Source organism: Paracoccus sp. JM45 (genome assembly GCF_003590715.1).
Lineage (GTDB): Bacteria > Pseudomonadota > Alphaproteobacteria > Rhodobacterales > Rhodobacteraceae > Paracoccus.
On sequence record NZ_QQVY01000009.1, the window covers coordinates 42,298 to 66,150 of the forward strand.

The following is a 23,853-nucleotide window of genomic DNA, read 5'->3' on the forward strand; positions in this document are numbered from 1 at the left end:
CCTTTGACCAAGCTGTTCGATCCGGCGACGCCGGATTTCGGGGCAAACCCCTGGCCTGCCTATGCGGCATTGCGTGATCGTCCCGGCCTGCCCTATTGGGATGAATTCGACGGCCATCTGGCCAGCCGCATGCAGGACCTGCGCGAGATTACGCTGGATCGCCGCATGGTGCGCGGGGCCGCCGCCTTTGCCGATGCCGACGAATTGCGCCGCATTCAGGTGGCCGCGAATTTCCATGATATGCCCTTCCACGAACGGCTAGTGCAGACATCCATGCTGGAAATCGACGGACCGGCGCATGACAAGCTGCGCCGTGCCGTCTTTCCGTTTTTTACTAAATCGCGTCTGGAAAGCCTGCGCGGGTTTGCAACCGGATGGGTCGATCAGTCGCTGGACCGACTGATCCCGCAGGGGCGCATCGATTTTATTGCCGATCTGGCGGCACATCTGCCCGGGCAGGTCATCGGCCATCTGATCGGCACCGCCCCCGAACTGGCCCCGCAGATGACCATCTGGTCCGAAGATGTGGTCAGCTATTTCGACATGGACCGCACAGCGACAAAAAAAGCGCGGGCCGAGGAATCGACCCGTCTGTTCGCAGAACTGCTGGAAGATTTGCACGCTGCCCGCCGCATTGCCCCGCGCGACGATCTGATGTCGGCGATGATCGAGGCTGAAACAGCCGGTCTGATGACGCATGACGAATTGATCGCGACGATCATGCAGATCCTTCATGCCGGTCACGGGTCGACCATCGACGTCATGGGTAGCGGGCTGCATGCGCTACTGACCCATCCCGACCAGCTGGCGCTGCTGCGCGACGATCACGCGCTGATGCCATTGGCGGTACAAGAGATGTTCCGCTTTGCGGCCCCCTTGCCTTTCTTCCACCGCTTTGCATCCGAGGATATGACCATCTGCGGGCAGGACTGGCCCAAAGGGACGAAATTCGGGCTGCTCTACGCCAGTGCGAATCGCGATCCGGCTGCATTTGCCGATCCGGACCGGTTAGATATTGCCCGGCGCCCGAATGTGCATCTGGCCTTTGGTGCAGGGCCGCATGTCTGTCTGGGGAACAATCTGGCCCGTCTGAACATGGAGATCCTGTTCAAGGCCTTGCTGGATCGCGCACCCGATATGGCGCTGGACGGTCAGGCACGATGGAAAACCGGTTTGCAGGCCCACGGCCCGACATATCTGCCCTTGGCGCTGACCGCATAGGACACGACCCCAGCCCCCCATCGAAGGGGGCCGTGGTCGGGGGCATCCGCCCCGCGCGCGCCAGATGCCATCCCTGCACAATCCCGCGAGGGTATCTTGTACCCATGCTGTCAGCGGTCCAAGTTTCCGCCCAGCAAGAGGAGGTTGCATAACCGATGCGTCGCCCCACCATTCGTCCTGCCCTGATGCTGTCTTCGGCACTTGTGCTTGGAACCACTTTTTCGGCCATGGCCGAAATGCCCGAAGACGTCACCCATTTCACCCTGCCAAACGGTCTGGAAGCTGTCGTCATTCAGGATGACCGCGCCCCTGTCGTTGTTCAGATGGTCTGGTACAAGATCGGGGCCGCAGATGAGGTCCCCGGCAAATCCGGCATTGCCCATTATCTTGAACATCTGATGTTCAAGGGCACAGACAAGCTGGAGGCAGGTGAACTGTCGAAAACGGTCACCGCCAATGGCGGCAGTGACAATGCCTTTACCAGCTGGGATTACACCGCCTATTTCCAGCGCATTGCCAGTGACCGGCTGCCCCTTGTCATGGGGATGGAGGCCGACCGGATGGGCAATCTGAACATCTCGGATGACGATTGGAAGGCGGAACGTCAGGTGGTTCTGTCCGAACGCGCGCAACGGATCGACAGCGATCCCGCCGCCCTGTTCAACGAGGAAATGAACGCCATTGTTTATGACAACCATCCTTATGGTCGTCCGATCATCGGCTGGAAGAACGAAATCACTGACCTGACGCGTGAAGATGCCATCGACTGGTATGACACGCATTATTCCCCGAACGAGGCGATTCTGGTCATCGCGGGCGATGTGACCCCCGAAGAAGCCCGCCGTCTGGCCGAAGAAAACTATGGCCCGATCCCTGCCAAGGGCAAGGCCGAGCCGCGTGTCCGTCCGCAGGAACAGGTCAAACTGACCGACCGCCGGATCAATATGTCCGACCCGCGCGTCGCACAGCCACGCATGACGCGCAGTATGTTGGCCCCCGAACGCAATGCCGGTGATCAGGAAAAGGCCGCCGCGTTGACGGTGCTGGCCGATCTGCTGGGCGGATCGACGCAAACCTCGGTTCTGGGGCGTGAGCTGGTGTTGAGTGGTAAGGCGCTTTGGGTGTCTGCGTCTTATGAAGGGCTGTCGTTTGACCCGACAGAATTTACGCTGCAACTGATTCCGCCACAGGGCACCGAACCCGCCAAGGCGGAAGCGGCGCTGGACGCGGCATTGGACAAGTTCCTGACCGATGGTGTGGATGCAGCTGATCTGGAACGGGTCAAGACCCGCATTCAGGCGGCACAGGTCTATGCCAAGGACAGTGCCCATGCCCGCGCATATGATTACGGGCAAGGTCTGGCCACCGGCCTTACGGTCGAGGATGTGAACGACTGGTCCGATATCCTGTCGGCGGTCACCGCAGATGACGTCATGGCCGCCGCGCGTGATGTTTTGACCGAAGGTGGCGCTGTGACCGGCTGGCTGACCCCCGAACCCGCAGCCGAACCTGCCGCCAAGGCGGCACCGCCGAAACCCGCAAACGCCGAGGTGCAAGGATGATCCGTGCCGCAATCGCAACGATCCTGACCCTGCTGGCCCTGCCCGCCCATGCGATCGAGATTCAGGACGTCACCTCTCCGGGGGGTATCAAGGCATGGCTGGTGCAGGATGACAGCATCCCGTTTGTCGCGCTGGATATCCAGTTCAAGGGCGGCGCCAGCATGGATGCCGAAGGCAAGCGTGGTGCCACGAACCTGATGACCGCGCTGCTGGAAGAAGGTGCCGGAAAACGCGACAGCACCCAGTTCGCCCAAGCGGTCGAGGATCTGGGCGCGCGCTTGTCCTTCGACACCGATGATGACACCCTCAGCATTAGTTTTCGCGCCCTGTCGGAAAATCGCGATCAGGCAGGTGACCTGTTGGCGATGGCGCTAACCCAACCGCGTTTCGACGAAACCGCCGTGCAGCGGGTCCGCTCACAGGTTCAGGCCGTGATCCGGTCCGAAGCGACAGACCCCAACAGCATCGCTGCCAAAGAACTGGCCAAGCAGGCATGGGGCAATCACCCCTATGCCACGTCGCTGAACGGCACCGAAGACAGCGTCGCGCAATTGACGCGGCAGGATCTGGTCGCCGCCAAGAACCGCGTTCTGGCGCGGGATCGGGTGGTAGTCGGTGCATCGGGTGATATTTCAGCCCAAGAACTGGGCCCGCTGCTGGACCGTATTTTAGGAGGGTTGCCTGCACAGGCGACCGCACCACTGCCTGAAAAGGCCGAATTGCAGGTCGCCGGCGGCACCACGGTCATCGACTGGGACAGCCCGCAGACCATCGTGTCCTTTGCCGGTCCGGGCATCGGTATCGAGGACCCCGATTACTTCGCGGCCTTTGTGGCGAACCACATCCTTGGGGGCGGCGGCTTTAGCTCTCGCCTGATGACCGAAGTGCGTGAAAAGCGCGGGTTGACCTATGGTGTCGGAACGGTTCTGGCGACGGGCATCTTTGGCCAGTCTTGGCAGGGCGGCATGGCCGGTGCCAATGAAACCACCGGGCAGGCCGTCGATCTGATCAAGCAGGAATGGGCCGGCATGGCCGATGGCGTCACCGATAAGGAACTGAACGACGCCAAGACCTATCTGACCGGTGAATATCCGCTGCGTTTTGATGGCAATGGCCGGATTGCCGCCATCATGGCAGGAATGCAGCTAATCGGATTTCCCATCGACTATATCAACACCCGCAACGAAAAGGTCGAGGCTGTGACCGCCGAAGACGTGGCCCGCGTATCCAAACGTCTGCTGGACCCCGAACAGCTGCGCTTTGTGCTGGTCGGTCGCCCCGAAGGCATCGAAACCAGCCAAGAATAACCGTTGCCGCGCCTGTCACGGGCGCGGCAACGCCTCTGGCGGTGTCAGGGGCCGGATGTTAGTTTCGGGTCCATGACCAACCAAGCCCCCCAATTCCGCCCTGTCATCCGTCAACTGGACGAAACCACCGCCAACCGCATCGCGGCGGGTGAAGTCGTGGAACGTCCGGCATCTGCGGTGAAAGAACTGGTGGAAAATGCGCTGGACGCAGGGGCGACACGCATCAGCATCGACATCGAGGATGGCGGCAAGCGTCTGATCCGCGTGACCGACAATGGTTGGGGAATGACGCCCGATGAATTGCCGCTGGCCCTGTCGCGCCACGCCACCAGCAAGATCGACGGCAGCGATCTTCTGGCCATCAACAGCTTTGGCTTTAGGGGCGAGGCGCTGCCTTCGCTGGGGGCCGTTGGTCGGCTGACCATCACATCACGCACCGACACATCGGAAGGCGCGGTGATCGCCGTCACCGGCGGCAAGGTCACGCCCCCCCGCCCTGCCGCCGCCAACCAAGGCACGGTTGTCGAATTGCGCGACCTGTTCTTTGCCACCCCTGCCCGTCTGAAGTTCCTGCGGACAGATCGTGCCGAGGCGCAGGCCGTCGCCGATGTCATCCGCCGGCTGGCCATGGCCGAACCCTTTGTCGCCTTCCATCTGACCGCCGATGGCCGCGACATCTTTCGCGCCGATGCCGAACAGGGCGAATTGTTCGGTGCATTCCAGACCCGCCTGACACGGGTAATGGGTGTGGATTTTATTGACAATACTTTGCCGATTGATGCCAAACGCGACGGGATCACCCTGACCGGCTTTGCCGCGCTGCCAACGTTTTCGCGGGGCGCATCGGTGGCACAGCATCTGTATGTGAACGGCCGTCCGGTGCGCGACAAGCTGCTGACGGGGGCGTTGCGGGCGGGCTATATGGATGTGCTGGCACCTGGGCGCTATCCGGCGGCGGTGCTCTACCTGACCTGCGATCCGCAGCTGGTCGATGTGAACGTCCACCCCGCCAAGGCCGAGGTGCGTTTTCGTGACCCCCAAGCGGCGCGCGGCCTGATCGTCAGCGCTTTGCGTCATGCCATGGCCCATGCGGGGCATCTGGCATCATCAACCGTGGGCGATGCGACATTGCAGGCCTTTCGCCCCGAACCCGCGCGCCCGTCCACACCCCAATATACGCAGACATGGCGTCCAGGCACGCCATCACAATCCAGCATCCGCGCCGCGTTGGACCTGCAATCGCCCGTACTGGACAGCGGCTTTTCCGAAAGCCCCTCTGCAAGGTTCGAGGTGATCGAGGATGACCCCCCCGTCAGCGCCCCCTTGGGTGCCGCGCGGGCGCAGATCCATGAAAACTATATCATCGCCCAGACCGAGGACGGATTGATCGTCGTCGACCAGCATGCCGCCCATGAACGTCTGGTCTATGAACGGCTGAAGATGCAGGCCGCCACCCGCACCATTCCCGCACAGGCCATGCTGATCCCCGATATCATCGAGCTGCCCGACGCAGACGCCGCCCGCATCCTGTCCATCGCGGATGACCTGGCAGAAATGGGTCTGGTAATTGAACCCTTTGGCGGCGGAGCGATTGCGATCCGCGAAACCCCCGCCATGTTGACCCGCCTGAATACCAAGGCACTGATCAACGATATTCTGGATGATCTGGCCGATCAGGGCACATCCGATCGGCTGCGGGCGCGGCTGGATGCTGTGTTGTCATCCATGGCGTGCCACGGGTCCATCCGGTCGGGCCGCCGGATGTCCGCCGATGAAATGAACGCCCTGCTGCGCGAAATGGAGCGGACGCCCAGATCGGGCCAGTGCAACCACGGACGCCCGACATGGGTCAAACTGCGCCTGACCGACATTGAACGCCTGTTCGGTCGCAGCGATTAACTGCCGCGACTGACGCGGACCAGCTTGCCGTCATCCTCATCGGTGATCAGCATGACAGCGCCGTCCTGTGCCACCTCGACATCGCGGACACGGCCGATGCCTTGCAGGTGGCGCGCCTCGTCCGTGACTTTTTCACCGTCGATGTCCAGACGGATCACGGCGCTGGCCTGCAGGCCACCCAGCAGCAGATCACCCTGCCATTCGGGGAACATCGCACCGTCATAGAACGCCATTCCGCTAAGCGCAGGCGACGGATCCCAATAATAGACCGGCTGGACCGTGCCATCTACCTGCGTCTGGCCCATTTGCGCGCCGCTGTAATCCGTCCCATAAGTGGCGATCGGCCAGCCGTGGTTTTGTGCGGGCTTGATCAGGTTCAGTTCATCCCCGCCTTTGGGACCGTGTTCGGACATCCAGATCCGGCCATCCGGCCCGACTGCCGCGCCCTGGATATTACGATGCCCCATGGTCCAGATTTCAGGCAATGCGCCATTGATCCCCGCCCCTGCCGGACTGCCATCCGGCGCGTTGATCCGCACCGTTTTGCCAAGAGTCGCAGAGGGGTCTTGGGCGTATTGGCGCGGTTCGGGCAGTGAGCGTTCCCCCACCCCGATATGAAGGTGCCCCTGCCCGTCATGTACGATACGTGCACCAAAATGCTTGGTTGAATTCCATGCGGGATTCTGCTGCCAGATGCGGGTGACCTGCTGCATCTGCGTGCCATCTGCCGACAGGATGCCAGTGGCGACGGCGGTGGCGTTCTTGCCTTCGTCGCGTGGTTCGGCATAGGTCCACCAGACACGGCGGGTATCGGCGAAATCATCAGCCACCGAGACATCGTGCAAGCCGCCCTGATCCCGCGCATCGACTGCAGGCAGACCCTGCACCGGTTCACCCAGCGTACCATCCGCTGAAATGACCCGCATCCGGCCCGGTCGTTCGGTCACCAACCAGTTGCCATCGGGCAAAGCGGCCAGACCCCAAGGATGTTCCAGCCCAGACACCAGCACCGTCTGGTCCAGCGCAATATCATCAGCCATTACAGGCGCACGTGTCTGCCCTGAAAATGCAGGCGCCTGATCATATGCTGCCCCGTTTGGCGGGGCATCGTTAAACCCCTGTCCGGTGGCACAACCGGCCCCCAGAAACGTGACAAAAGCAGTTGCTGCGTGATGTAGTCGAACCATGTCTTCTCCCTTTCCATGAATATCGCGTTGCGTTTTCTTCGGGATGCGGGGGCTGCATCTGGTATGTCGAACCGCTGGTCGTATGTGAAGCAAACGCAGATCTATCCGCATCGGGTCCGTAAATCGTTGCAATCAGGTACTGATAGAGACGTCAGTGTAAACCGGCATGACCCCGCAATGATTCACGTGGAAACGCGTACTGTCGATCACCCCAACATTGCATAGCTCGAGGTGATCAGGGGACAAAATCCGTCCGGTCATTCATGTGATCCCTGCGACGGCAGCAGGAAGGACCGGAAAGTGGAACCCGAAGGCCCTTGATGTGTTTGGACAGATAACCTGACGTCTAACCCATGAAGGAATCATCATGCTGCTGACCCGTCGTACTGGACTGAAACTTGCCGCCGCCCTGCTGGGAACCGCATTGATCCCGGCATTCGCTATGGGTCAGAACGCCGAGGCAACCTCTTATACCCACACGACGGACGCAGGTGACGTCATCATCCATCCGGTCGATCACGCCAGTATGGTGTGGGAGACCCCGGCAGGTGTAATTTATGTCGATCCGGTCGGTGGTGCGGATGCCTATGCGGATATGCCCGCGCCCGATTTCATCCTGATTACCCATCAGCATGGTGACCATTATGACCAGCCAACGCTGGACGGTCTGGCCGAGGCCCCGATGATCACCAACCCCGCCGTCTTCGACATGCTGCCCGAAGCCATGCAAGGCCGTGCGACCTCTATGGCCAATGGCGATACCGGCACCATTCTGGATTACGATATCGAAGCCACCCCCGCCTATAATATTACCGAAGACCGGCTTCAGTATCACCCCGAGGGGCGTGACAACGGTTATATCCTGACCATCGGGGGCAAGCGTTTCCTGATTGCCGGTGATACCGAGGATACGCCCGAACTGCGTGCCATGACCGATATCGAGGTGGCGTTCCTGCCGATGAACCTGCCCTATACGATGACGGTCCAGCAGGCAGCCGATGCGGTTGCAGCGTTCAAGCCCAAGGTTGTCTATCCCTATCACTTCAATGACAGCGACGTGCAGGAATTTGCACGGCTGGTTGGTGAAACCGACGCAGGCACCAAGGTGGTGATCGCGGACTGGTATCACGGCGCCACCGAATAAGGACCAGACGCGATGCCGGCCATGCTGCTGCGTATCGCGCTGATCGGGGGCTGGATTATCGGAATGCTGGCCATTGCCTTCTGGCTGTGGCCCTCGCTTCCTGCCCTGCAATCGGACCTGACGGTCCTGCATGAAAACTTGCAGCATGGTCAAGGCTGGCGCGACCGGAACCCCGAATTGGCCATCCTGTCCTTCGTTGCGGTTTTTACCGTGGCGGGGGCTTTGCCGATTCCGGCAGTGGTTGCCATGACCTTGGCAGGCGGGGCATTTTTCGGGTTCTGGACCGGATTGATCCTGTCACTGGCTGGAACAGTGCTGGCGGCAGTGGTGTCTTTCCTGATGGGGCGGCATTTGCTGGCCGATCTTGTGCGGCGCTATCTTGGCAGGCGCATCGACCAATTGGACCGGATGGTGGATCGCGACGGGGCGCTGGCCCTGCTAAGCCTGCGCCTGACGCCCGCCCTGCCGTTTTTCGTGCTGAATACCATGTCCGGCCTTAGCAAAATGTCGCTGCGGCTGTTTGTTGTCGTGACGACTTTGGGCGTTCTGCCCAATAAGATCATTCTGTCAGGCGCAGGTACGCAACTGGCCGAGGTTCAGGATGTCTCTGATATCTTCGGACCGCGACTGATCGCAGCGATTGCGGCATTGGCGGCCTTCCCGTGGATCGCCCGCTGGCTGTCGCGCCGTATCCGGCAGCGGACTGCCGTTAGAACGGAACAGGCGCGCTAAAGCTTTCGTGGATACCTGTATCAGGATGGCGGAACCGCAACGTCTGGGCGTGCAGCATTAGCCGCGGAAAATTTGCCGCCGGACCGCTTGCATAAAGCGGATCGCCCAAAATTGCATGACCACTTTCGGCCATATGCACCCGCAGCTGATGCGTCCGGCCAGTGACTGGCGTCAAGCGCACGCGGGTTTCCGTATCAGTGGTTTTCATCACCCGCCAATCCGTCTGCGAGGGACGACCCTCGGCGTGGTCAACCTTTTGTCGCGGGCGGTTCGGCCAATCGACCATCAGCGGCAGATCGACGCGACCGGTTGCAGGCTGCAATTGCCCCCATACCCGCGCAACATAGGATTTCTTGGTCTGCCGGTCCTCGAACTGTTTGGACAGATGACGTTGTGCATGGGGCGTCAGGGCAAAGACCATGACGCCCGATGTGTCCAGATCCAGCCGGTGGACCAGCAATACGGTCGGAAAGGCCAGACGCAGACGGCTGATCAGACAATCGGCGCGGTCATCCCCGCGCCCCGGTACGGACAACAGACCTGACTGCTTGTCGACCACCAGAACCTCGTGGTCGGCATGCAGGATGACAGGGGCGTCGGCGGGCGGGGTATAGATGAATTCTGTCTGGGTCATTTCACCACAAGACGTATCGCCAGACCCGCGAACATGACAGCGGCGATTTTATTCACCAACCCCAAGCGGCTGCTGATCACATGCCCCGCCAGACCGCCGACAATGCCATAGCCGATGGTGACCAATGTGCCGGTAAAGGCAAAGATCAGACCAAGACCCAGAATCTGCTGCCAGATCGGCCCCCATGCGATATTGGTAAACTGCGGCAGGAAGGCCAGCAGGAACAGGACCGGCTTGGGGTTCAGCGCATTGGACAGAAAACCGCGACGGATGATATTCCATACCCGCACGCTGCCTTTGGCTGAAGGGTCGATGTCACCCGCGCGCCAGCTTTTCCACGCCAGCCACATCAGATAGGCCGCGCCGATATATTTGATGGCGCGCAATGCTTCGGGGTGGGCCGCGACGACAGCGCCAAGGCCGATAGTGGCCAGCGTGACATGCATCAAGACGCCCAAGCCCACGCCGAATCCGGCCCATGCCCCCGCCTTGGGGCCACCCTGAATCCCGCAGGCGCTGGCAAAGAACACATCCTGCCCCGGTGCAAAGTTCAGCACCAACCCGCCTGCGACAAAGGCCATCATCTGGCCCATGGGAATATTCGCCAAAGTATCCCAGATCATCGGATGCCCCTTTCAAATGGCTCGGGCGAAGGCCCGCGTCAGAATTACAAATGACCGAATATGTCTTTCAAAAGCCCCGCCAACACATCCGCATCGCGTTGATCGAACGCATCGGGCTGGTTGCTGTCGATGTCCAGAACACCGATCAGCCGGTCATCCTTGCCCAGAACCGGCAGAACGATTTCCGATCGGGTCGAACTGGAACAGGCAATATGGCCGGGGAAATCCTCGACATCGGCAACCAGTTGGGTCTGGCGTGTGCGGGCCGCTGCGCCGCAGACACCGCGGGCAAAGGGAATCACCAGACAGCCGTGACCGCCCTGATAGGGTCCGATCTTCAGCAGTTCCGGTCCCACCACCCGATAAAAACCGGTCCAGTCGAACCGGTCATCGGATTGATGCAATTCACAGGCCAATGTGGCCATCAGGGCAACCTCGTCGGTTTCACCCTCGCATAGGGCCCTGATGCGGGCCGTCATATCGTCATAATCGCTCATCCATCCTCTCTACGATGGGGGAAAGGCACAGGAAAGCCCGCCCCTGCATCGGCGGCCAAATATCGTACCGTGCGTCCTGACCCACTGCCTGTTCGGATGGCATCGCGGATCATTGCGGATCGCGCTATAACCACCCTGCATAGGCATGGAGAAACGCGATGCTGGCATGGTTCACCCTTGATAAAACCGCAGCACCCGGAACGGCGGATCGCCTGATCGCCGATCTGGCGCGTGATTTGCAGGACCGCGGATTGGCCATTGCAGGGGCCACGCAGACCAATCACGACCTTGGTCCCGATTGCGCCTGCGACATGGATATGCAGGTCATCGGTGATGATGCCGGTCCGGTCCGGATTTCCCAATCGCTTGGTAATGGCGCATCGGGCTGTCGTCTGGACACCGGCGCGCTGGAAACGGTTGTTGCCCGCACCGCCCCTTATCTGGCGGGGGCCGAACTGATGATCATCCCCAAGTTCGGCCGGCAAGAGGCGATGGGCCGCGGCTTTTACAGCCTGATCGCCCAGGCCGCCCAAGCCGATCTGCCGGTGGTGTTATATGTTCCCCGTCAGCAGCATGACGCCTTTCTGGAATTCGCGGGCGATCTGGCCGTGCGGATGCCACCCGAAGATCTGCATCACTGGTGCCTTGATCGATTCGCGCAGGCCCTATGACACAACTGCCCGTCATCGATGCACGTGGATTGTTATGTCCCTTGCCGGTCTTGCGATTGCGCAAAGCCCTGATGATGCTGCCGGAAGGGGCAGAGTTGCGTCTGATTGCGACCGATGCGATGGCGGTGGTCGATGTGCCGCATTTCTGTCGGCAGGCTGGTCATGTCATGGTGGCCCAGCGCGACCTTGAAAACGGCGCGTTCGAATTCACGGTGCAACGGGGGCTGTCTGCCCCCTCGGCCGCAAGCGGCCTCACCCCCGAGGATATTTGAGCACGAGTGATGACCCTGTCCTTCCTGTCGACCCGCAAGCGCCTGTCCGACCTGTCCGAGCGCGAGATTCTGGCGCTTGCCATCGCGTCCGAGGAAGATGACGCCCGCATCTATCGCAACTGGGCAGACTTCCTGCGCGCCGATTATCCCGCCACCGCCGCCATCTTCGACGGCATGAGCGAGGAAGAGGACGGCCACCGCCGGCTGCTGATCGACGCCTTCAGCGCGCGTTTCGGCGATTCGATCCCCGTGATCCGGCGTGAACATGTTGCAGGCTATGTCACCCGCCGTCCGGCTTGGATGATGCAGAACCTGTCACTGACCGCCATCCGCGCCGAAGCTGCGGGCATGGAACATGACGCTGCCGAATTTTATGCCAAGGCCGCCCAGGTCAGTCAGGATGCAGGAATGCGCAAGCTGTTGGGTGATCTTGCCGCTGCCGAACGCGGACATGAAACCCGCGCCACGGAACTGGCAGACCAGCATCTGGATGAGGATACACGCGCTGATGAGGATGCCGTGGCCCATCGGGAATTCGTGCTGACATGGATCCAGCCGGGGCTTGCCGGTCTGATGGATGGCAGCGTATCGACCCTTGCGCCGATCTTCGCCGTGGCCTTTGCCACACAGGACCCCTGGACCACCTTCCTCGTCGGGCTGGCAGCCAGTATCGGGGCGGGCCTTAGCATGGGCTTTACCGAAGCGGCATCCGATGATGGCGTCGTGTCGGGGCGCGGATCGCCCTTCAAGCGCGGGCTGTCATCGGGGGTCATGACCGCCATCGGCGGGCTGGGGCATGCGCTGCCCTATCTGATCCCCGATTTCTGGACCGCGACGACAATCGCCATCATGGTCGTCTTCGTCGAACTGTGGGCCATTGCATGGATCCAGAACCGCTGGATGCAGACCCCCTTCTGGCGGGCTGTCTTGCAAGTGGTCGTCGGCGGTGGTCTGGTGCTGGCGGTGGGGGTTCTGATCGGGTCCGGCTGAGGTCGCCCCCGTCAAAGGGGGCATGACAGTTGATCGAGATTTTTCTTAAAACGCTGCCTTTTTTCGCGTTGATCGGATTGGGCTGGGCTGCCGCAGCGACGCGATTTTTTCCCTCCGAAGCTGCTGTCTGGCTGACGAAGTTCGTTTTCTATTTCGCGCTGTCGGCCATGCTGTTCCGCTTTTCGGCGGGACTGGATCTGGCGGCTGTCTTCGACACCCGCTTTGTCATCGCCTATCTGGCCGGATCGTCCCTTGTCTGGGTTTTGGGCTTTCTGGTGGCCCGTGCCCGCAGCATGCCCCTGCCCGATGCCGCCATGGAGGCGCAATGCTGCATGACCGGCAATACCGGTTTTCTGGGCGTGCCGATGCTGGTCCTGCTGATGGGACCGGCGGCAATCGGTCCTATCCTGATGGTCCTGACGGTCGATATGCTGGTCTTTGCGACATTGATCACATTGATCATCCATGCCGTCCGAAACGGCGGGCTGCGTCTTGCCACGGTTCTGCCGGTTCTGCGCGGGATTGCCACGAACCCGATGATCTTCTCGATGGTCGCGGGCTTGGGCTGGTCATGGCTGCAAATTCCCCTTCCCGGGCCGCTGGATGAATTTCTGACCCTGCTGGGCGCGGCGGCCACCCCCGGCGCATTATTCGCCATCGGGGCCAGCCTTGCGGGGCGACATCTGGGACGTCTGGCCGTGTCAGGTTGGCTTGCTTTTGTGAAACTGCTGCTGCACCCGCTGGCCGTTGGTGTCGCGGCGCTGCTGCTGTCGGTCGACCCCTTCGCAGCCTCAGTCATGGTGGCCACTGCCGCGCTGCCAGTGGCGGGAAATATCTATATTCTGGCGCAATATTTCGGCGTTGGCCAACAGCGGGTATCAGCCGCAATTGTTATCTCGACCGCGGTCAGCATTGTGACATTGCCGGTGATCATCGCACTGATGGGGACATAGGCACCGGACACTCGACCATAACAAGCCGTCAGGCTATCCCTGAACGCAGCGAATTTACGGGGGAGGAGAACTGAATATGCGTGGTATCGCGGACCTGAAGCTGTCCAACATCATCCTGGAGGTCGACGCGGATGATATCGCCACCGTCACCCTGAACCGTCCGGCCAAGCGCAACGCGCTGGATTCCGACACGATCGAGGAACTGATCGACATCTTCACCACCCTGCCCCGCGCCGGTGTCAGGGCAGCGATCCTGCGCGCCAATGGCGATCATTTCAGCGCCGGTCTGGATCTGGTCGAACATCACCGCGAAAACCGCAACGCCAGCGATTTTATGCATTTGTGCCTGCGCTGGCACGAGGCGTTCAACAAGATGGAATATGGCGGCGTTCCGATCATCGCCGTGTTGAAGGGCGCGGTTGTGGGCGGCGGGCTGGAGCTGGCCAGTGCGGCCCATATCCGCGTCGCAGGCCCGGACACCTATTTCGGCCTGCCCGAAGGACAGCGCGGGCTGTTCACCGGCGGGGGCGCGACGATCCGCGTCGCCGATCTGATCGGCAAGGCGCGGATGATCGATATGATGCTGTCGGGGCGGCTCTATCGCGGGGCCGAGGCCGTGGATGTCGGGCTGTGCCAATATCTGGTCGATGATGCCGAGGCGAAAGCCTATGAGATCGCCCGTGCAGCGGCAAAAAACCCGCCGCTGTCGAATTTCGCCATCTGTTCGGCCATCAGCCATATGCAGAACATGAGCGCCTTTGACGCTGCTTACGCCGAATCAGTGGTGGCAGGCGTGGTGAATACACAAGAGGCTGCGCGCGAAAGGCTGGCTGCCTTCGCCACCGGATCGGCTGCCAAAATCAAACCGGTCGGCTGAAGAACAGGTTCGCCCCGACGTCGGCCATCGAGGCCGACACCGTGGCAGCGCATGCTCCGGCCTCGATGGCCGGTTCATGCGCACCCCTTGCCGCCAGTGCTGCGCTAGCGGATGAAAGTCAAAATCAGCATCGAGAATCCACCGACCGCCGCCAGCCCCATCAATGTGAACAATCCGTCGCGCGCCAGCATGCCGAAGGCAAACAGGCAGACGACCACACCCATCAGTGACGACGTGAAGGGCACCAGTTCCAGAAAAGGCATCACCAACCCGCAGATCAGACAGATGGCTTGGGTGATCCACAAGAAAGGTCGTCGAACCAGCAGGGACAGACGCTCTTTCGTGATGCGGTCCAGAAATCCGGCAGGTTTGCGCATCCAATCCGTTGCTGTTTGCACCCGCCGGGTTTGCAGATGCTTGCGCATCACGAAATTGGGCAGCCAGATGTGGTCCCGCTGGAACAGCATCTGGCTGGCGACCAAAGCGATGGTCAGCCCGCAGATCGACGAAAACAGCGGCACACCCGATAGGGGCGACACCACCGCCAGTGCAGGGATCATCATGTTCGGCAGGAAAGAGGTCGCGCCCAACGCCGATACGATCTGTGCAACACTTGTCTGGTCCCCGTCCGACGCAGTGCTGACGCGATCGATAAGATCCGTGATGCTGGGCTGATCCTGCATGAAGCCTCCTGCGGGTTGGGTATGGCCCGACAACGCAGGCGCCCCTGACAGGTTTCCCTATCCGCGCAGGGCTTTCACCAGTTCGCGGTCAAGGGCCTGTAAAAAGCGCGCGCGGTCGGCTTTCCCGAAGGCAGCCCCGCCCCCCTGCATAAAGGGGTTCGATTCGCGCAGGTCCGCCATCAGATCACGGGTGGCAAGACGCCCGCCGATATTGGCGATGGTTAGCGGTTCACCGTCATGGCGCAAGACGCGGGCACCGGCTTTCAGGCAGCGGTCGGCCAAGGGCAGATCGCCTGTCACCACCACATCGCCCGGCCCGCAGTTTTCCGCGATCCAGATATCGGCGACATCAGGGCCGTCGGGGACGATCTGCAAGGTTACGAAGGGGTTCTGCGACGGACGCAACCCGCCATTGCAGACAAGGATCATCGGAACGCGCAGCCGCGTGGCCACGCGTTCCGCTTCGGATTTAACGGGGCAGGCATCGGCGTCGATATAAAGCGTTGTCATATGCTTGCCCCCTTGGCGATCAGTCGCGCAGCAGTTCGTTGACCGAGGTTTTCGACCGCGTCTGGGCGTCCACACGCTTGACGATCACCGCGCAATAGAGGTTCACGCCGTTTTTCGACGGCATCGAGCCTGCGACCACAACCGATCCTGCAGGGACCTCGCCATACATCACCTCGCCGGTTTCGCGGTCAAGGATCTTGGTCGACTGGCCGATATAGACGCCCATGCCCAGAACCGCGCCTTCGCGGATGATGCAGCCTTCGACGACTTCGGAACGTGCGCCGATAAAGCAGTTATCCTCGATGATGGTCGGGCCGGCCTGCAGGGGTTCCAGCACGCCACCGATGCCGACGCCGCCGGATAGGTGGACGTTCTTGCCGATCTGCGCACAGCTGCCGACCGTGGCCCAGGTATCGACCATCGTGCCTTCGCCGACATAGGCGCCAAGGTTCACGAAAGACGGCATCAGGATCGCGCCTTTGCCGATGAATGCGGAACGGCGCACAATGGCACCCGGCACAGCGCGGAAGCCTGCATCGCGCCATTGGTTCGCACCCCAGCCATGGAATTTGCTGGGCACCTTGTCCCACCAGTTGGCCCCCTGCGGTCCGCCCGACATTTCTTCCATGTCGTTCAGGCGGAATGACAGCAGCACGGCCTTTTTGGCCCATTGGTTCACATGCCAGTCATCGCCGCGCTTTTCAGCCGCGCGCAATTCACCGCTGTCCAGCTGCAACAGGGTCTGTTCCACAGCTTCGCGGACGGGGCCGGTGGTGCCGGTGTTGATTTGGGCGCGGTTTTCCCACGCGGCTTCGATGGCGGTTTCCAGGGCTTGGGTCATGGTGGCCTCTCTTCGGTCGGGTCTGCGGGTGGAAAAGGTCTTGGTCGGGCTATAAGCATCAGGGAAAGCCCGCGCAATCCGCGCGTGCCCCAGATGAGGCCATGAATGACCGACACGCCGAAAGATGACCGCATTCACGCGCTGCCCCACAGCGATCAGGATGTCGCCCGCGCCAAGCGCACCCCTGACACGCCACAGACACGTGCGCCATCCTATCAGCTGGCCTTCACCGACAATGATTTCATGCTGCGCGAGGAATTGCGCCCCGTCCGCTTGCAGCTTGAACTGCTGAAGCCGCAGATGATCATGGACGAGGAAGGCATCGAATCAACCGTTGTGATCTTCGGTGGTGCACGCATCCCCGCCCCCGACCGCGCCGAACAGGCCCGCACGCCCGAATTGGCAGCCCTGTCGAAATATTATGATCAGGCGCGGATTTTCGGCCGGAACATGACCGAGCGCAGTCTGGAAACCGGCGGGCATGAATTTGTCGTCTGCACCGGCGGCGGCCCCGGCGTGATGGAGGCGGGCAATCTGGGCGCCCATGACGTCGGTGGCAAATCCATCGGCCTTGGCATCGTGTTACCGCACGAGCAGGCCCCGAATATCTATGTCACGCCGGACCTGTGCTTCAACTTCCACTATTTCGCCGTGCGCAAGATGCATTTCCTGATGCGCGCCCGTGCCATTACGGTCTTTCCGGGCGGCTTCGGGACATTGGACGAACTGTTCGAAACGCTGACCCTGATCCAGACCGGCCGCATGGCCCGCATTCCCGTCCTGCTGTTCGGCGGTCCTTTCTGGGACGAGATTATCAACTGGAAGGCACTGGCCCGCGCCGGCACCATCAGCGATGCCGATCTGGACCTGATCCATTATGTCGAAACCGCGGATGAGGCGATTGCCATCATCGACAGTTGGCCGCGCCCCGACTGTTAAGCCGGTTTCAGGACGGGGCGGCGGCGCATCAGCATCAGAACGACGCCCGCCCCGACCAGCAGCCCTGCCAGCAGGAAGTTTTGCGGCAAAGGCTCGGCGAACATCCACAGCGCGCCTGCGGCACCGGTCAGGGCCGCAACAGGGCCCAGCAGTGACAGCGTAACAGGACCGCCAAGGCGCTGAAGCTGAAAAAATGCGATATACTGGATGACAAAGACCAGAATATCGATGGCGATGATCAGCCGCATATTGCCGCTTTGCCACAGGATGTCAGGCGCGCCGTCCACAAAAGGTGCCACGACCATACAGACCAGCCCGCCCATCAGCAGCGTCATCGCCGATAACGTCAAAGGCCGCGCCCCTTTGGGCCAATAGCGGCTGCGATAGATATTGCCACCCGCCACCACGACCGGCATCGCGGTCGCAAGCACCAGCCACAGAATTTCGCCCGAAGGCAGTTCGGTCAGTTTCGACATCGCCAGCAGCATACCACCCGCAAGGCCCAGACCGACGGCAAAGGCGCGGCGGGGGTTGGCACCCTCCAGCCCGATCAGGCGGGCCAGCGCCCATGTCAGCAGGATCGGGAATGCATAAGTCAACGAGATATAGCCCGCCCCCACATGCGCCACCGCCAGATAGCCAAGCGCCATCGGCGTCGCCATCAGCGCCCCTGCCCCCAGCGCGAACAGAAGCATATGTCGCACGGATTGCCCCTGCCCCAAGGCCTGCGCCAGAACCAGCTGGACGACACCGCTACCGATCAGCACAAAGCCCAAAAACCAGATCATCGGCGCGCCTGCATCCGATACGATCCGCGAAATCAGGATCGTCACCGCCAGGGCGGCACCCGCTGTCAGCAGACAGCCCAACATCATGATACGCGCTTGCAGCTCGGTCATTGAATCACTCCGGTATTCGCGTGATAGTGTCTTTACGAAAACAATCTTGATGGCAAGACATATGGCCGAAAAAGACCGCGCAGCCAAAGCTGCCGATGCATGGCGACGTGAACGCCCTGATCTGGATGTTCAGGCGATGGAGATTATCGGCAGGCTGAACGAGGTTTCGGCCCTGATCACCCGCGAGCACCTGCAACCGGGTTTTGACCGATTCGGTTTGCAGGGGGGGGAATTCGATGTGTTGGCAACCTTGCGACGCGCAGGCGCGCCCTTCACCCTGACGCCGACCGCCCTCTATGAGGCGACGATGCTCAGTTCGGGCGGAATGACAGCGCGTCTGGACCGTTTGCAGGCGCGGGACCTGATTCGTCGCCAGCCGAACCCTGATGACAGACGTGGAACATTGGTCGCACTGACCGACGCCGGTCTGGCGCTGATCAATCAGGCCATCGGACCACATGCGGAAAACGAAACCCGCCTGATGTCGGCCCTGTCGGCGCAAGAGCGCACGCACCTGAACAATTTACTGCGTCAGCTGCGTGCGGCGTTGTGATTATTCGGCAGCCTCGGCCGCAATAGCGGCGCGTGATTTGCGGCCACGTTCGGTTGCCGATTTCAGCTGCCCACAGGCGGCCATGATGTCTTCGCCGCGCGGCGTGCGGATCGGGCTGGCATAGCCCGCCTTATAGATGATGTCCGCGAAGGCATGGATGCGGTTGTTGCTGGACCGCTTATAGGGCGCACCCGGCCATTCGTTGAACGGGATCAGGTTGATCTTGGCAGGGATGCCGCGAATCAGTTCGACCAGACGATGTGCGTCTTCATCCGTATCATTCACTCCAGCCAGCATCACATATTCAAAGGTGATGCGTTCGCTGTTGGTCAGTCGCGGATAATCACGCAGCGCGTTCAGCAGGGTTTCGATGTTCCAGCGCTTGTTGATGGGGACCAGCTTGTTGCGGACCTCATCGGTGGTGGCGTGGAAGCTGACGGCCAGCAAGCAGCCGATTTCTTCGGCGGTGCGGGCGATTTCGGGAACCACGCCGCTGGTCGACAGGGTGATCCGGCGCCGCGACAGGGACAGGCCTTCGTTGTCCATGACGATCTTCATCGCATCACGGACGTTTTCAAAGTTGTACAGCGGCTCGCCCATGCCCATCAGGACCATATTGCTGATCAGACGGGTTTCATCCTTAGGCGCGCCCTGAACCGGCCATTCGCCCAGATCGTCGCGGGCCAGCAGCAATTGTCCGACAATTTCGCCCGCTGTCAGGTTGCGGACCAGCTTTTGCGTGCCGGTGTGGCAGAAGGAACAAGTCAGCGTGCAGCCAACCTGACTGCTGACACACAGCGTGCCACGACCCTCTTCGGGGATATAGACCACCTCGACCTCATGGCCGCCGGCGATACGGACCAGATATTTGCGCGTGCCATCGGTGCTGACCTGACGTGACACGATTTCGGGCAGGGTAATTTCGAATTTATCGGCCAGCAGTTGGCGATAATCCTTGGCAAGATTCGTCATCTGCGCGAAATCGCGCACGCCCCAGTGATAGATCCACTGCCAGACCTGTCCGACGCGCATCTTCGCCTGACGTTCCGGAGTGCCTGCAGCGACCAGCGCTTCAAGCAGCTGCTCACGGGACAAACCGACGATATTCGTGCGGCCCGTATCGGGCAGCTTGCGGGGGATGGTCAAAACATCCTGCGTGATCGGGGCGGACATGACGATACCTGAAGATTGGGTGAAACGACGCAGATATGCCAAACGGGACCGGAAATCAACCAGCCCCGCCTAATTGTCCTGTCATACCTGCAATGAACGGGGCGGGTGCCCCGTCCGGATTATTTGCAGCGTTCGCGTGCCGTATTGGTCGCGGCAGTGATGCCCGACAGGCTAAACGTGTCCTTCGTGGTCGTCCCGCGCGCCGAACGGCCCGTGATGACCGCCGAGGAACCTGCGCGCAACGAACTGATCATTGCCTGATCATCCGAGGGGCTGCCCGTCCATGCGCTTTCACCTTCGGTGAACAGGTTGAACTTGCGACCACCGACATCAACCTCGACGGTCGAATCGGGCGCGAAGGGATAGCCGCCGGTAAAGGACACTTCACCGTCCTGACCCGGACGATAGGCCACATACAGGCGGATATCGCCGCGCTGCACCTCGGTCGGCTGACCGTCTTTGGTGTTGATCGTGGACTTGGGCGGGGAAACCGCCCAGCATTCGCGGGGGCTGTCGGCTGCAAAGACCGTCCAGTCACCCTCGGTTGCCACGACGTTGTTCGTTTCCTGGGCAATCGCCGTACCAAGTCCGGCGATCAGGACAAGACTTGCGCCGAAACCGCGCAGCGTAGTTTTCATCATGCTCTGCCTCCTGAGATTCATTTCGCCACTCGATCGGCGTTGTTCCCGATTGCGGTGGTCTTTTCAACCATCTCTCGTCAGGATAGCGAAAATCGCGGCACCCGAAAGGGCGTGCAAGCGAAATCGCGCAATTGTCAGGGAGAATTTGCGAATGCGTTCCGCAGATATGATTGAACTGTGGCGCGGCGGAATGAGAGAGAGCCTGCATCGCGGCCATGCCGTGATCTGTGATGCCCACGGCCTGGTCGAGGCATGGGGCCAACCGTCGCGCACCATCTTTCCACGGTCGTCCTGTAAAATGATTCAGGCGCTTCCCCTGATCGAAAGCGGTGCCGCCGATGCGGCAGGGCTGACGGACCGCCAGCTGGCACTGGCCTGCGCCAGCCATTCGGGCGGTGATCTTCATGTCAAAGCCGTCGAAAGCTGGATCACCGGCATGGGGCTTGCCGAAGCGGATTTGCGCTGCGGCACCCATATGCCCCGCGATCCCGCCGAAAACCGCCGTCTGACCTGTTCGGATGAAAGCCCCTGTCAGTATCACAACAACTGTTCGGGAAAACACGCCGGTTTCCTGACATTGAACAAACATCTGCGCGGCGGCGCGGATTATGTCGACCCCGACCACCCCGTCCAGCAGGCTGTCAAAGCCGCATTCGAGGATGTGACAGGTGAAACCAGCCCCGGCTTCGGCATTGACGGTTGTTCGGCCCCCAACTGGGCGTCGTCGCTGGAAGGTCTGGCACGCGGCATGGCCCGCTTTGCCAATCCCGGTAACGACACCCGCGGGCAGGCCATGCAGCGACTGGCCACTGCCATGCGGACATATCCCGAATTGGTCGCGGGTGAAGGCCGCGCCTGCACCCTGCTGATGCAGGCGATGGACCATAAGGTCACCGTCAAGACCGGTGCCGAGGGGGTGTTTGTCGCCATCCTGCCCGAACAGGGTCTGGGAATCGCGCTGAAGATTACCGATGGCGCCACCCGCGCCGCCGAGGCTGCTATTACCGCGCTGCTGATCCATCTTGGCGCGCTGGACGCCAGACATCCGGTGGCGGAAAAGCTGCTGAACGGACCTATCCTGAACTGTCGCGGCATGGTGACCGGCGACATGCGGACCGCACAAGCATTCCCGCATTAACACACGTCACGAAAACGACGCAGATCTATGCTTGGATGACGGTGCGGAAGTTCCCCGCTCCGTTGTCCCTCATGCCTGTCGCCGGCGCCCCTTGGCAGAGTGGCGCCGGTTCTGCCCTTACAGCATCTGCCAGATCAACCGCAGCGCCAGCACGGTCGATGTGATGACAAGCAGGGGCTTGATCAGTTTCGACCCGATACGCGACGCCAGACGTGCACCCAAAGCCGCGCCGCCGATCTGCGCGACCCCCATACAGATGCCCAAGGCCCACAGGGGATTCCCGATCAGCGAAAATGCCGCCAAGCCGCCCAGATTCGACGCGAAGTTCAGCATTTTGGTATGCGCGGTGGCCTTCAGCACGCCGTATCCGGCCAGCATCACAAAGCCGATCATATAAAAGGCCCCTGCCCCCGGCCCGATCAACCCGTCGTAAAAGCCGATAAACGGCACCATCGTCGCGGCAAACATGGTCGGCGTCATCCGGCGTGTGCGGTCCAGATCGTTCAACCCCGGCTTTAACGCGAAAAACAGCGCGATGCCGATCAGGATGACCGGCAGGACAATCCGCAAACCATCCGTGGGAATTGCCGTCACCAGCGCTGCGCCTGCAGCACCGGCAGCACCCGCAACCAGCGCCGAACGCCATTGGGTGCGCGGATCGACCAACCCGCGCGCAGCATAGCTGATGGCCGCCGTTGCCGCGCCGAAAACGCCCTGAACCTTATTGGTCGCCAATGCCTGTGCAGGCGGAATGCCCGCAAGCATCAGAACCGGCACGGTGATCAGCCCGCCTCCGCCCGCGATGGCATCGACAAAGCCCGCAGCAAAGGCGGCTCCGATCAGAAGAATCAGCAGATCGACAGAGAGGTCCAGCATAGCGCCCCCGCATGGCGGGGCAGTTGTCCCGCAAGACCCGCCACCCCCGTTACATTATTGGAAATTCGGGCGTTAGCCCGCGACGAAGTCGGCTTTGTGATACCCCTGCAGATACAGCAGCGCCGTCAGATCACCGTGATTGATGCGAATCTGCGCCTGCGCCGCAACTGCGGGTTTGGCATGCAGTGCGACGCCCGATCCGGCCAGTTGGATCATGCCCAGATCATTGGCGCCGTCCCCCACTGCCATCACATCCTGCGCCGTCAGGCCGAAGCGGTCGGTGATGCGGTTCAATGCCTCGATCTTGGCTTCGCGGCCAAGAACGGGCAGTGCGACATGGCCCGTCAGCACCCCCTCATCCGCCAGAAGGACATTGGCACGATGTTCGTCAAAGCCCAGCTGGGCCGCGACAGCTGTGGTGAAGGCCGTGAACCCGCCCGACACCAGCGCCGCATGCGATCCATGCGCCCGCATCGTCGCCACAAGTTCCCGCCCCCCCGAGGCCAGAGTGATTCGCGTTTCCAGCACCTGCTGAATGACATTTTCATCCAGACCCGCCAGCAGGGACACACGCTCGATCAAGGCTTCGTGAAAATCCAGCTCTCCGTTCATGGCACGGGCGGTGATATCGACCACGCGCGGGCCAACGCCTGCAAAATCAGCCAGTTCGTCGATGCATTCCTGATTGATCATGGTTGAATCCATATCCGCCAGCAGCACCTTCTTGCGACGGCCTTCGGCGGGCTGGATGACCAGATCGATCCCGATGGATTGCAGGTCGGACCAGACCTGATCCAGATCGACCGGAATATCGGCCACGTCAAATTCGGCAGCAATATCAGTGGCCAGCCAGCGCGGTTCGGACCCGCCCCAACGTGCGGAAATGCCCTGCGGAAGATCGCCATCAAGGTTGGCGGCAGCAGGGGCGGCAATCAGCGAGACGGTGAACATGGCGCTTCCTTCAATCGACTGTCTTGGGGTGTAGATCAAAGATTTTCCTTGCGCCAGAGACCTGCGGCCCCTAAGTCCGG

26 protein-coding genes are annotated in these 23,853 nt (G+C 61.2%); 14 read left to right on the forward strand and 12 right to left on the reverse strand.

Annotation, left to right across the window (positions count from 1 at the left end; all coding sequences use genetic code 11):
- The first annotated feature begins 3 nt into the window (after nt 1–3).
- The 4 genes from DWB67_RS12305 to mutL all read left to right on the forward strand — a co-directional run bounded on the left by DWB67_RS12305 (nt 4) and on the right by mutL (nt 5,989).
- Complete coding sequence (locus tag DWB67_RS12305; RefSeq protein WP_119807844.1) at nt 4–1,221, forward strand: cytochrome P450; 1,218 nt, start codon at nt 4–6, stop codon at nt 1,219–1,221.
- Between the two features lie 155 nt (nt 1,222–1,376).
- Nucleotides 1,377–2,783 carry a pitrilysin family protein gene (locus DWB67_RS12310; RefSeq protein ID WP_119807845.1) on the forward strand — a complete coding sequence of 469 codons (1,407 nt, stop codon included), beginning with the start codon at nt 1,377–1,379 and terminating at the stop codon, nt 2,781–2,783.
- Complete coding sequence (locus DWB67_RS12315; protein ID WP_119807846.1) at nt 2,780–4,090, forward strand: pitrilysin family protein; 1,311 nt, start codon at nt 2,780–2,782, stop codon at nt 4,088–4,090. Before DWB67_RS12310 ends, DWB67_RS12315 begins: the two co-directional genes overlap by 4 nt.
- 72 nt (nt 4,091–4,162) lie before the next feature.
- Entirely contained in the window at nt 4,163–5,989 is a 1,827-nt protein-coding gene (mutL, locus tag DWB67_RS12320) for a DNA mismatch repair endonuclease MutL (RefSeq protein WP_119807847.1), read from the forward strand.
- Here the strand turns inward: mutL and DWB67_RS12325 are convergent.
- The gene (locus DWB67_RS12325; protein WP_119807848.1) at nt 5,986–7,176 is read right to left on the reverse strand and encodes a PQQ-dependent sugar dehydrogenase; all 1,191 of its coding nucleotides are present in this window, start codon (nt 7,174–7,176) and stop codon (nt 5,986–5,988) included. The two genes, mutL and DWB67_RS12325, sit on opposite strands and share 4 nt — an antisense overlap.
- A 367-nt stretch (nt 7,177–7,543) precedes the next feature.
- Between DWB67_RS12325 and DWB67_RS12330 the strand changes: the two genes are divergently transcribed.
- Nucleotides 7,544–8,320, forward strand: coding sequence for an MBL fold metallo-hydrolase (locus DWB67_RS12330; RefSeq protein WP_119807849.1), 777 nt, complete (start codon nt 7,544–7,546; stop codon nt 8,318–8,320).
- 12 nt (nt 8,321–8,332) lie between these two features.
- Nucleotides 8,333–9,052 carry a TVP38/TMEM64 family protein gene (locus tag DWB67_RS12335; RefSeq protein ID WP_119807850.1) on the forward strand — a complete coding sequence of 240 codons (720 nt, stop codon included), beginning with the start codon at nt 8,333–8,335 and terminating at the stop codon, nt 9,050–9,052.
- On the opposite strand, the gene DWB67_RS12340 is transcribed toward DWB67_RS12335, so the two are convergent.
- The 3 genes from DWB67_RS12340 to DWB67_RS12350 are packed head-to-tail and all read right to left on the reverse strand — an operon-like array spanning nt 9,030 to nt 10,806.
- The gene (locus DWB67_RS12340) at nt 9,030–9,686 is read right to left on the reverse strand and encodes an RluA family pseudouridine synthase (RefSeq protein WP_119807851.1); all 657 of its coding nucleotides are present in this window, start codon (nt 9,684–9,686) and stop codon (nt 9,030–9,032) included. The genes DWB67_RS12335 and DWB67_RS12340 overlap by 23 nt on opposite strands.
- The gene (locus tag DWB67_RS12345) at nt 9,683–10,309 is read right to left on the reverse strand and encodes a LysE family translocator (RefSeq protein ID WP_119807852.1); all 627 of its coding nucleotides are present in this window, start codon (nt 10,307–10,309) and stop codon (nt 9,683–9,685) included. The genes DWB67_RS12340 and DWB67_RS12345 overlap by 4 nt, the downstream gene beginning before the upstream one ends.
- A 44-nt stretch (nt 10,310–10,353) precedes the next feature.
- A complete protein-coding gene (locus DWB67_RS12350) occupies nt 10,354–10,806 on the reverse strand; it encodes a GAF domain-containing protein (RefSeq protein WP_119807853.1) in 453 nt (150 codons plus the stop codon).
- A 158-nt stretch (nt 10,807–10,964) separates the two neighbouring features.
- Between DWB67_RS12350 and DWB67_RS12355 the strand changes: the two genes are divergently transcribed.
- From DWB67_RS12355 to DWB67_RS12375, 5 genes are all read left to right on the forward strand, one after another.
- Nucleotides 10,965–11,477, forward strand: coding sequence for a DUF2478 domain-containing protein (locus DWB67_RS12355; protein ID WP_119807854.1), 513 nt, complete (start codon nt 10,965–10,967; stop codon nt 11,475–11,477).
- Nucleotides 11,474–11,749: a sulfurtransferase TusA family protein gene (locus DWB67_RS12360; RefSeq protein WP_119807855.1), complete on the forward strand. Its 276-nt coding sequence runs from the start codon at nt 11,474–11,476 to the stop codon at nt 11,747–11,749. The genes DWB67_RS12355 and DWB67_RS12360 overlap by 4 nt, the downstream gene beginning before the upstream one ends.
- A gap of 9 nt (nt 11,750–11,758) precedes the next feature.
- Entirely contained in the window at nt 11,759–12,739 is a 981-nt protein-coding gene (mbfA, locus tag DWB67_RS12365; RefSeq protein WP_119807856.1) for an iron exporter MbfA, read from the forward strand.
- Nucleotides 12,740–12,768: 29 nt separating this feature from the next.
- A complete protein-coding gene (locus DWB67_RS12370) occupies nt 12,769–13,692 on the forward strand; it encodes an AEC family transporter (protein WP_119807857.1) in 924 nt (307 codons plus the stop codon).
- Between the two features lie 76 nt (nt 13,693–13,768).
- The gene (locus DWB67_RS12375) at nt 13,769–14,569 is read left to right on the forward strand and encodes a crotonase/enoyl-CoA hydratase family protein (RefSeq protein ID WP_119807858.1); all 801 of its coding nucleotides are present in this window, start codon (nt 13,769–13,771) and stop codon (nt 14,567–14,569) included.
- 104 nt (nt 14,570–14,673) lie between these two features.
- Here DWB67_RS12375 and DWB67_RS12380 read toward each other — a convergent pair whose 3' ends face one another.
- From DWB67_RS12380 to dapD, 3 genes are read right to left on the reverse strand one after another with little or no spacing between them, the layout of a single operon-like run.
- Complete coding sequence (locus DWB67_RS12380) at nt 14,674–15,252, reverse strand: exopolysaccharide biosynthesis protein (RefSeq protein ID WP_119807859.1); 579 nt, start codon at nt 15,250–15,252, stop codon at nt 14,674–14,676.
- Between the two features lie 57 nt (nt 15,253–15,309).
- Complete coding sequence (locus DWB67_RS12385) at nt 15,310–15,762, reverse strand: YaiI/YqxD family protein (RefSeq protein ID WP_119807860.1); 453 nt, start codon at nt 15,760–15,762, stop codon at nt 15,310–15,312.
- A 19-nt stretch (nt 15,763–15,781) separates the two neighbouring features.
- Entirely contained in the window at nt 15,782–16,603 is an 822-nt protein-coding gene (gene dapD, locus DWB67_RS12390; RefSeq protein WP_119807861.1) for a 2,3,4,5-tetrahydropyridine-2,6-dicarboxylate N-succinyltransferase, read from the reverse strand.
- A gap of 105 nt (nt 16,604–16,708) precedes the next feature.
- Between dapD and DWB67_RS12395 the strand changes: the two genes are divergently transcribed.
- Nucleotides 16,709–17,542: an LOG family protein gene (locus DWB67_RS12395; RefSeq protein ID WP_119807862.1), complete on the forward strand. Its 834-nt coding sequence runs from the start codon at nt 16,709–16,711 to the stop codon at nt 17,540–17,542.
- Here DWB67_RS12395 and DWB67_RS12400 read toward each other — a convergent pair.
- On the reverse strand, nt 17,539–18,441 hold the full coding sequence (locus DWB67_RS12400) for a DMT family transporter (protein ID WP_119807863.1): 903 nt from the start codon (nt 18,439–18,441) through the stop codon (nt 17,539–17,541). The two genes, DWB67_RS12395 and DWB67_RS12400, sit on opposite strands and share 4 nt — an antisense overlap.
- Nucleotides 18,442–18,502: 61 nt before the next feature.
- Between DWB67_RS12400 and DWB67_RS12405 the strand changes: the two genes are divergently transcribed.
- A complete protein-coding gene (locus tag DWB67_RS12405; protein WP_119807864.1) occupies nt 18,503–18,994 on the forward strand; it encodes a MarR family winged helix-turn-helix transcriptional regulator in 492 nt (163 codons plus the stop codon).
- On the opposite strand, the gene rlmN is transcribed toward DWB67_RS12405, so the two are convergent.
- Together rlmN and DWB67_RS12415 are read right to left on the reverse strand one after the other, a co-directional pair.
- On the reverse strand, nt 18,995–20,173 hold the full coding sequence (gene rlmN, locus DWB67_RS12410) for a 23S rRNA (adenine(2503)-C(2))-methyltransferase RlmN (RefSeq protein ID WP_119807923.1): 1,179 nt from the start codon (nt 20,171–20,173) through the stop codon (nt 18,995–18,997).
- Nucleotides 20,174–20,286: 113 nt separating this feature from the next.
- Nucleotides 20,287–20,808, reverse strand: a complete 522-nt coding sequence (locus DWB67_RS12415) for an invasion associated locus B family protein (protein ID WP_370453590.1) — start codon at nt 20,806–20,808, stop codon at nt 20,287–20,289.
- Between the two features lie 151 nt (nt 20,809–20,959).
- Between DWB67_RS12415 and DWB67_RS12420 the strand changes: the two genes are divergently transcribed.
- On the forward strand, nt 20,960–21,946 hold the full coding sequence (locus DWB67_RS12420; protein ID WP_119807865.1) for an asparaginase: 987 nt from the start codon (nt 20,960–20,962) through the stop codon (nt 21,944–21,946).
- Nucleotides 21,947–22,063: 117 nt separating this feature from the next.
- On the opposite strand, the gene DWB67_RS12425 is transcribed toward DWB67_RS12420, so the two are convergent.
- Nucleotides 22,064–22,822: a TSUP family transporter gene (locus tag DWB67_RS12425; RefSeq protein WP_119807866.1), complete on the reverse strand. Its 759-nt coding sequence runs from the start codon at nt 22,820–22,822 to the stop codon at nt 22,064–22,066.
- Nucleotides 22,823–22,894: 72 nt separating this feature from the next.
- On the reverse strand, nt 22,895–23,773 hold the full coding sequence (serB, locus tag DWB67_RS12430; RefSeq protein WP_119807867.1) for a phosphoserine phosphatase SerB: 879 nt from the start codon (nt 23,771–23,773) through the stop codon (nt 22,895–22,897).
- Between the last annotated feature and the right edge of the window lie 80 nt (nt 23,774–23,853).

What these genes read in the sequence shown, in the direction of transcription:
- mutL (WP_119807847.1), top strand. Translation starts at nt 4,163, where the DNA reads ATGACCAACCAAGCCCCCCAATTCCGCCCTGTCATCCGTCAACTGGAC.
- DWB67_RS12375 (WP_119807858.1), top strand. Translation starts at nt 13,769, where the DNA reads ATGCGTGGTATCGCGGACCTGAAGCTGTCCAACATCATCCTGGAGGTC.
- DWB67_RS12345 (WP_119807852.1), bottom strand. Translation starts at nt 10,309, where the DNA reads ATGATCTGGGATACTTTGGCGAATATTCCCATGGGCCAGATGATGGCC.
- DWB67_RS12405 (WP_119807864.1), top strand. Translation starts at nt 18,503, where the DNA reads ATGGCCGAAAAAGACCGCGCAGCCAAAGCTGCCGATGCATGGCGACGT.
- DWB67_RS12380 (WP_119807859.1), bottom strand. Translation starts at nt 15,252, where the DNA reads ATGCAGGATCAGCCCAGCATCACGGATCTTATCGATCGCGTCAGCACT.
- DWB67_RS12385 (WP_119807860.1), bottom strand. Translation starts at nt 15,762, where the DNA reads ATGACAACGCTTTATATCGACGCCGATGCCTGCCCCGTTAAATCCGAA.
- DWB67_RS12360 (WP_119807855.1), top strand. Translation starts at nt 11,474, where the DNA reads ATGACACAACTGCCCGTCATCGATGCACGTGGATTGTTATGTCCCTTG.
- DWB67_RS12310 (WP_119807845.1), top strand. Translation starts at nt 1,377, where the DNA reads ATGCGTCGCCCCACCATTCGTCCTGCCCTGATGCTGTCTTCGGCACTT.
- DWB67_RS12340 (WP_119807851.1), bottom strand. Translation starts at nt 9,686, where the DNA reads ATGACCCAGACAGAATTCATCTATACCCCGCCCGCCGACGCCCCTGTC.
- DWB67_RS12420 (WP_119807865.1), top strand. Translation starts at nt 20,960, where the DNA reads ATGCGTTCCGCAGATATGATTGAACTGTGGCGCGGCGGAATGAGAGAG.
- mbfA (WP_119807856.1), top strand. Translation starts at nt 11,759, where the DNA reads ATGACCCTGTCCTTCCTGTCGACCCGCAAGCGCCTGTCCGACCTGTCC.
- serB (WP_119807867.1), bottom strand. Translation starts at nt 23,773, where the DNA reads ATGTTCACCGTCTCGCTGATTGCCGCCCCTGCTGCCGCCAACCTTGAT.
- DWB67_RS12355 (WP_119807854.1), top strand. Translation starts at nt 10,965, where the DNA reads ATGCTGGCATGGTTCACCCTTGATAAAACCGCAGCACCCGGAACGGCG.
- dapD (WP_119807861.1), bottom strand. Translation starts at nt 16,603, where the DNA reads ATGACCCAAGCCCTGGAAACCGCCATCGAAGCCGCGTGGGAAAACCGC.
- DWB67_RS12330 (WP_119807849.1), top strand. Translation starts at nt 7,544, where the DNA reads ATGCTGCTGACCCGTCGTACTGGACTGAAACTTGCCGCCGCCCTGCTG.
- DWB67_RS12400 (WP_119807863.1), bottom strand. Translation starts at nt 18,441, where the DNA reads ATGACCGAGCTGCAAGCGCGTATCATGATGTTGGGCTGTCTGCTGACA.
- DWB67_RS12315 (WP_119807846.1), top strand. Translation starts at nt 2,780, where the DNA reads ATGATCCGTGCCGCAATCGCAACGATCCTGACCCTGCTGGCCCTGCCC.
- DWB67_RS12325 (WP_119807848.1), bottom strand. Translation starts at nt 7,176, where the DNA reads ATGGTTCGACTACATCACGCAGCAACTGCTTTTGTCACGTTTCTGGGG.
- DWB67_RS12335 (WP_119807850.1), top strand. Translation starts at nt 8,333, where the DNA reads ATGCCGGCCATGCTGCTGCGTATCGCGCTGATCGGGGGCTGGATTATC.
- DWB67_RS12425 (WP_119807866.1), bottom strand. Translation starts at nt 22,822, where the DNA reads ATGCTGGACCTCTCTGTCGATCTGCTGATTCTTCTGATCGGAGCCGCC.
- DWB67_RS12415 (WP_370453590.1), bottom strand. Translation starts at nt 20,808, where the DNA reads ATGATGAAAACTACGCTGCGCGGTTTCGGCGCAAGTCTTGTCCTGATC.
- DWB67_RS12395 (WP_119807862.1), top strand. Translation starts at nt 16,709, where the DNA reads ATGACCGACACGCCGAAAGATGACCGCATTCACGCGCTGCCCCACAGC.
- DWB67_RS12350 (WP_119807853.1), bottom strand. Translation starts at nt 10,806, where the DNA reads ATGAGCGATTATGACGATATGACGGCCCGCATCAGGGCCCTATGCGAG.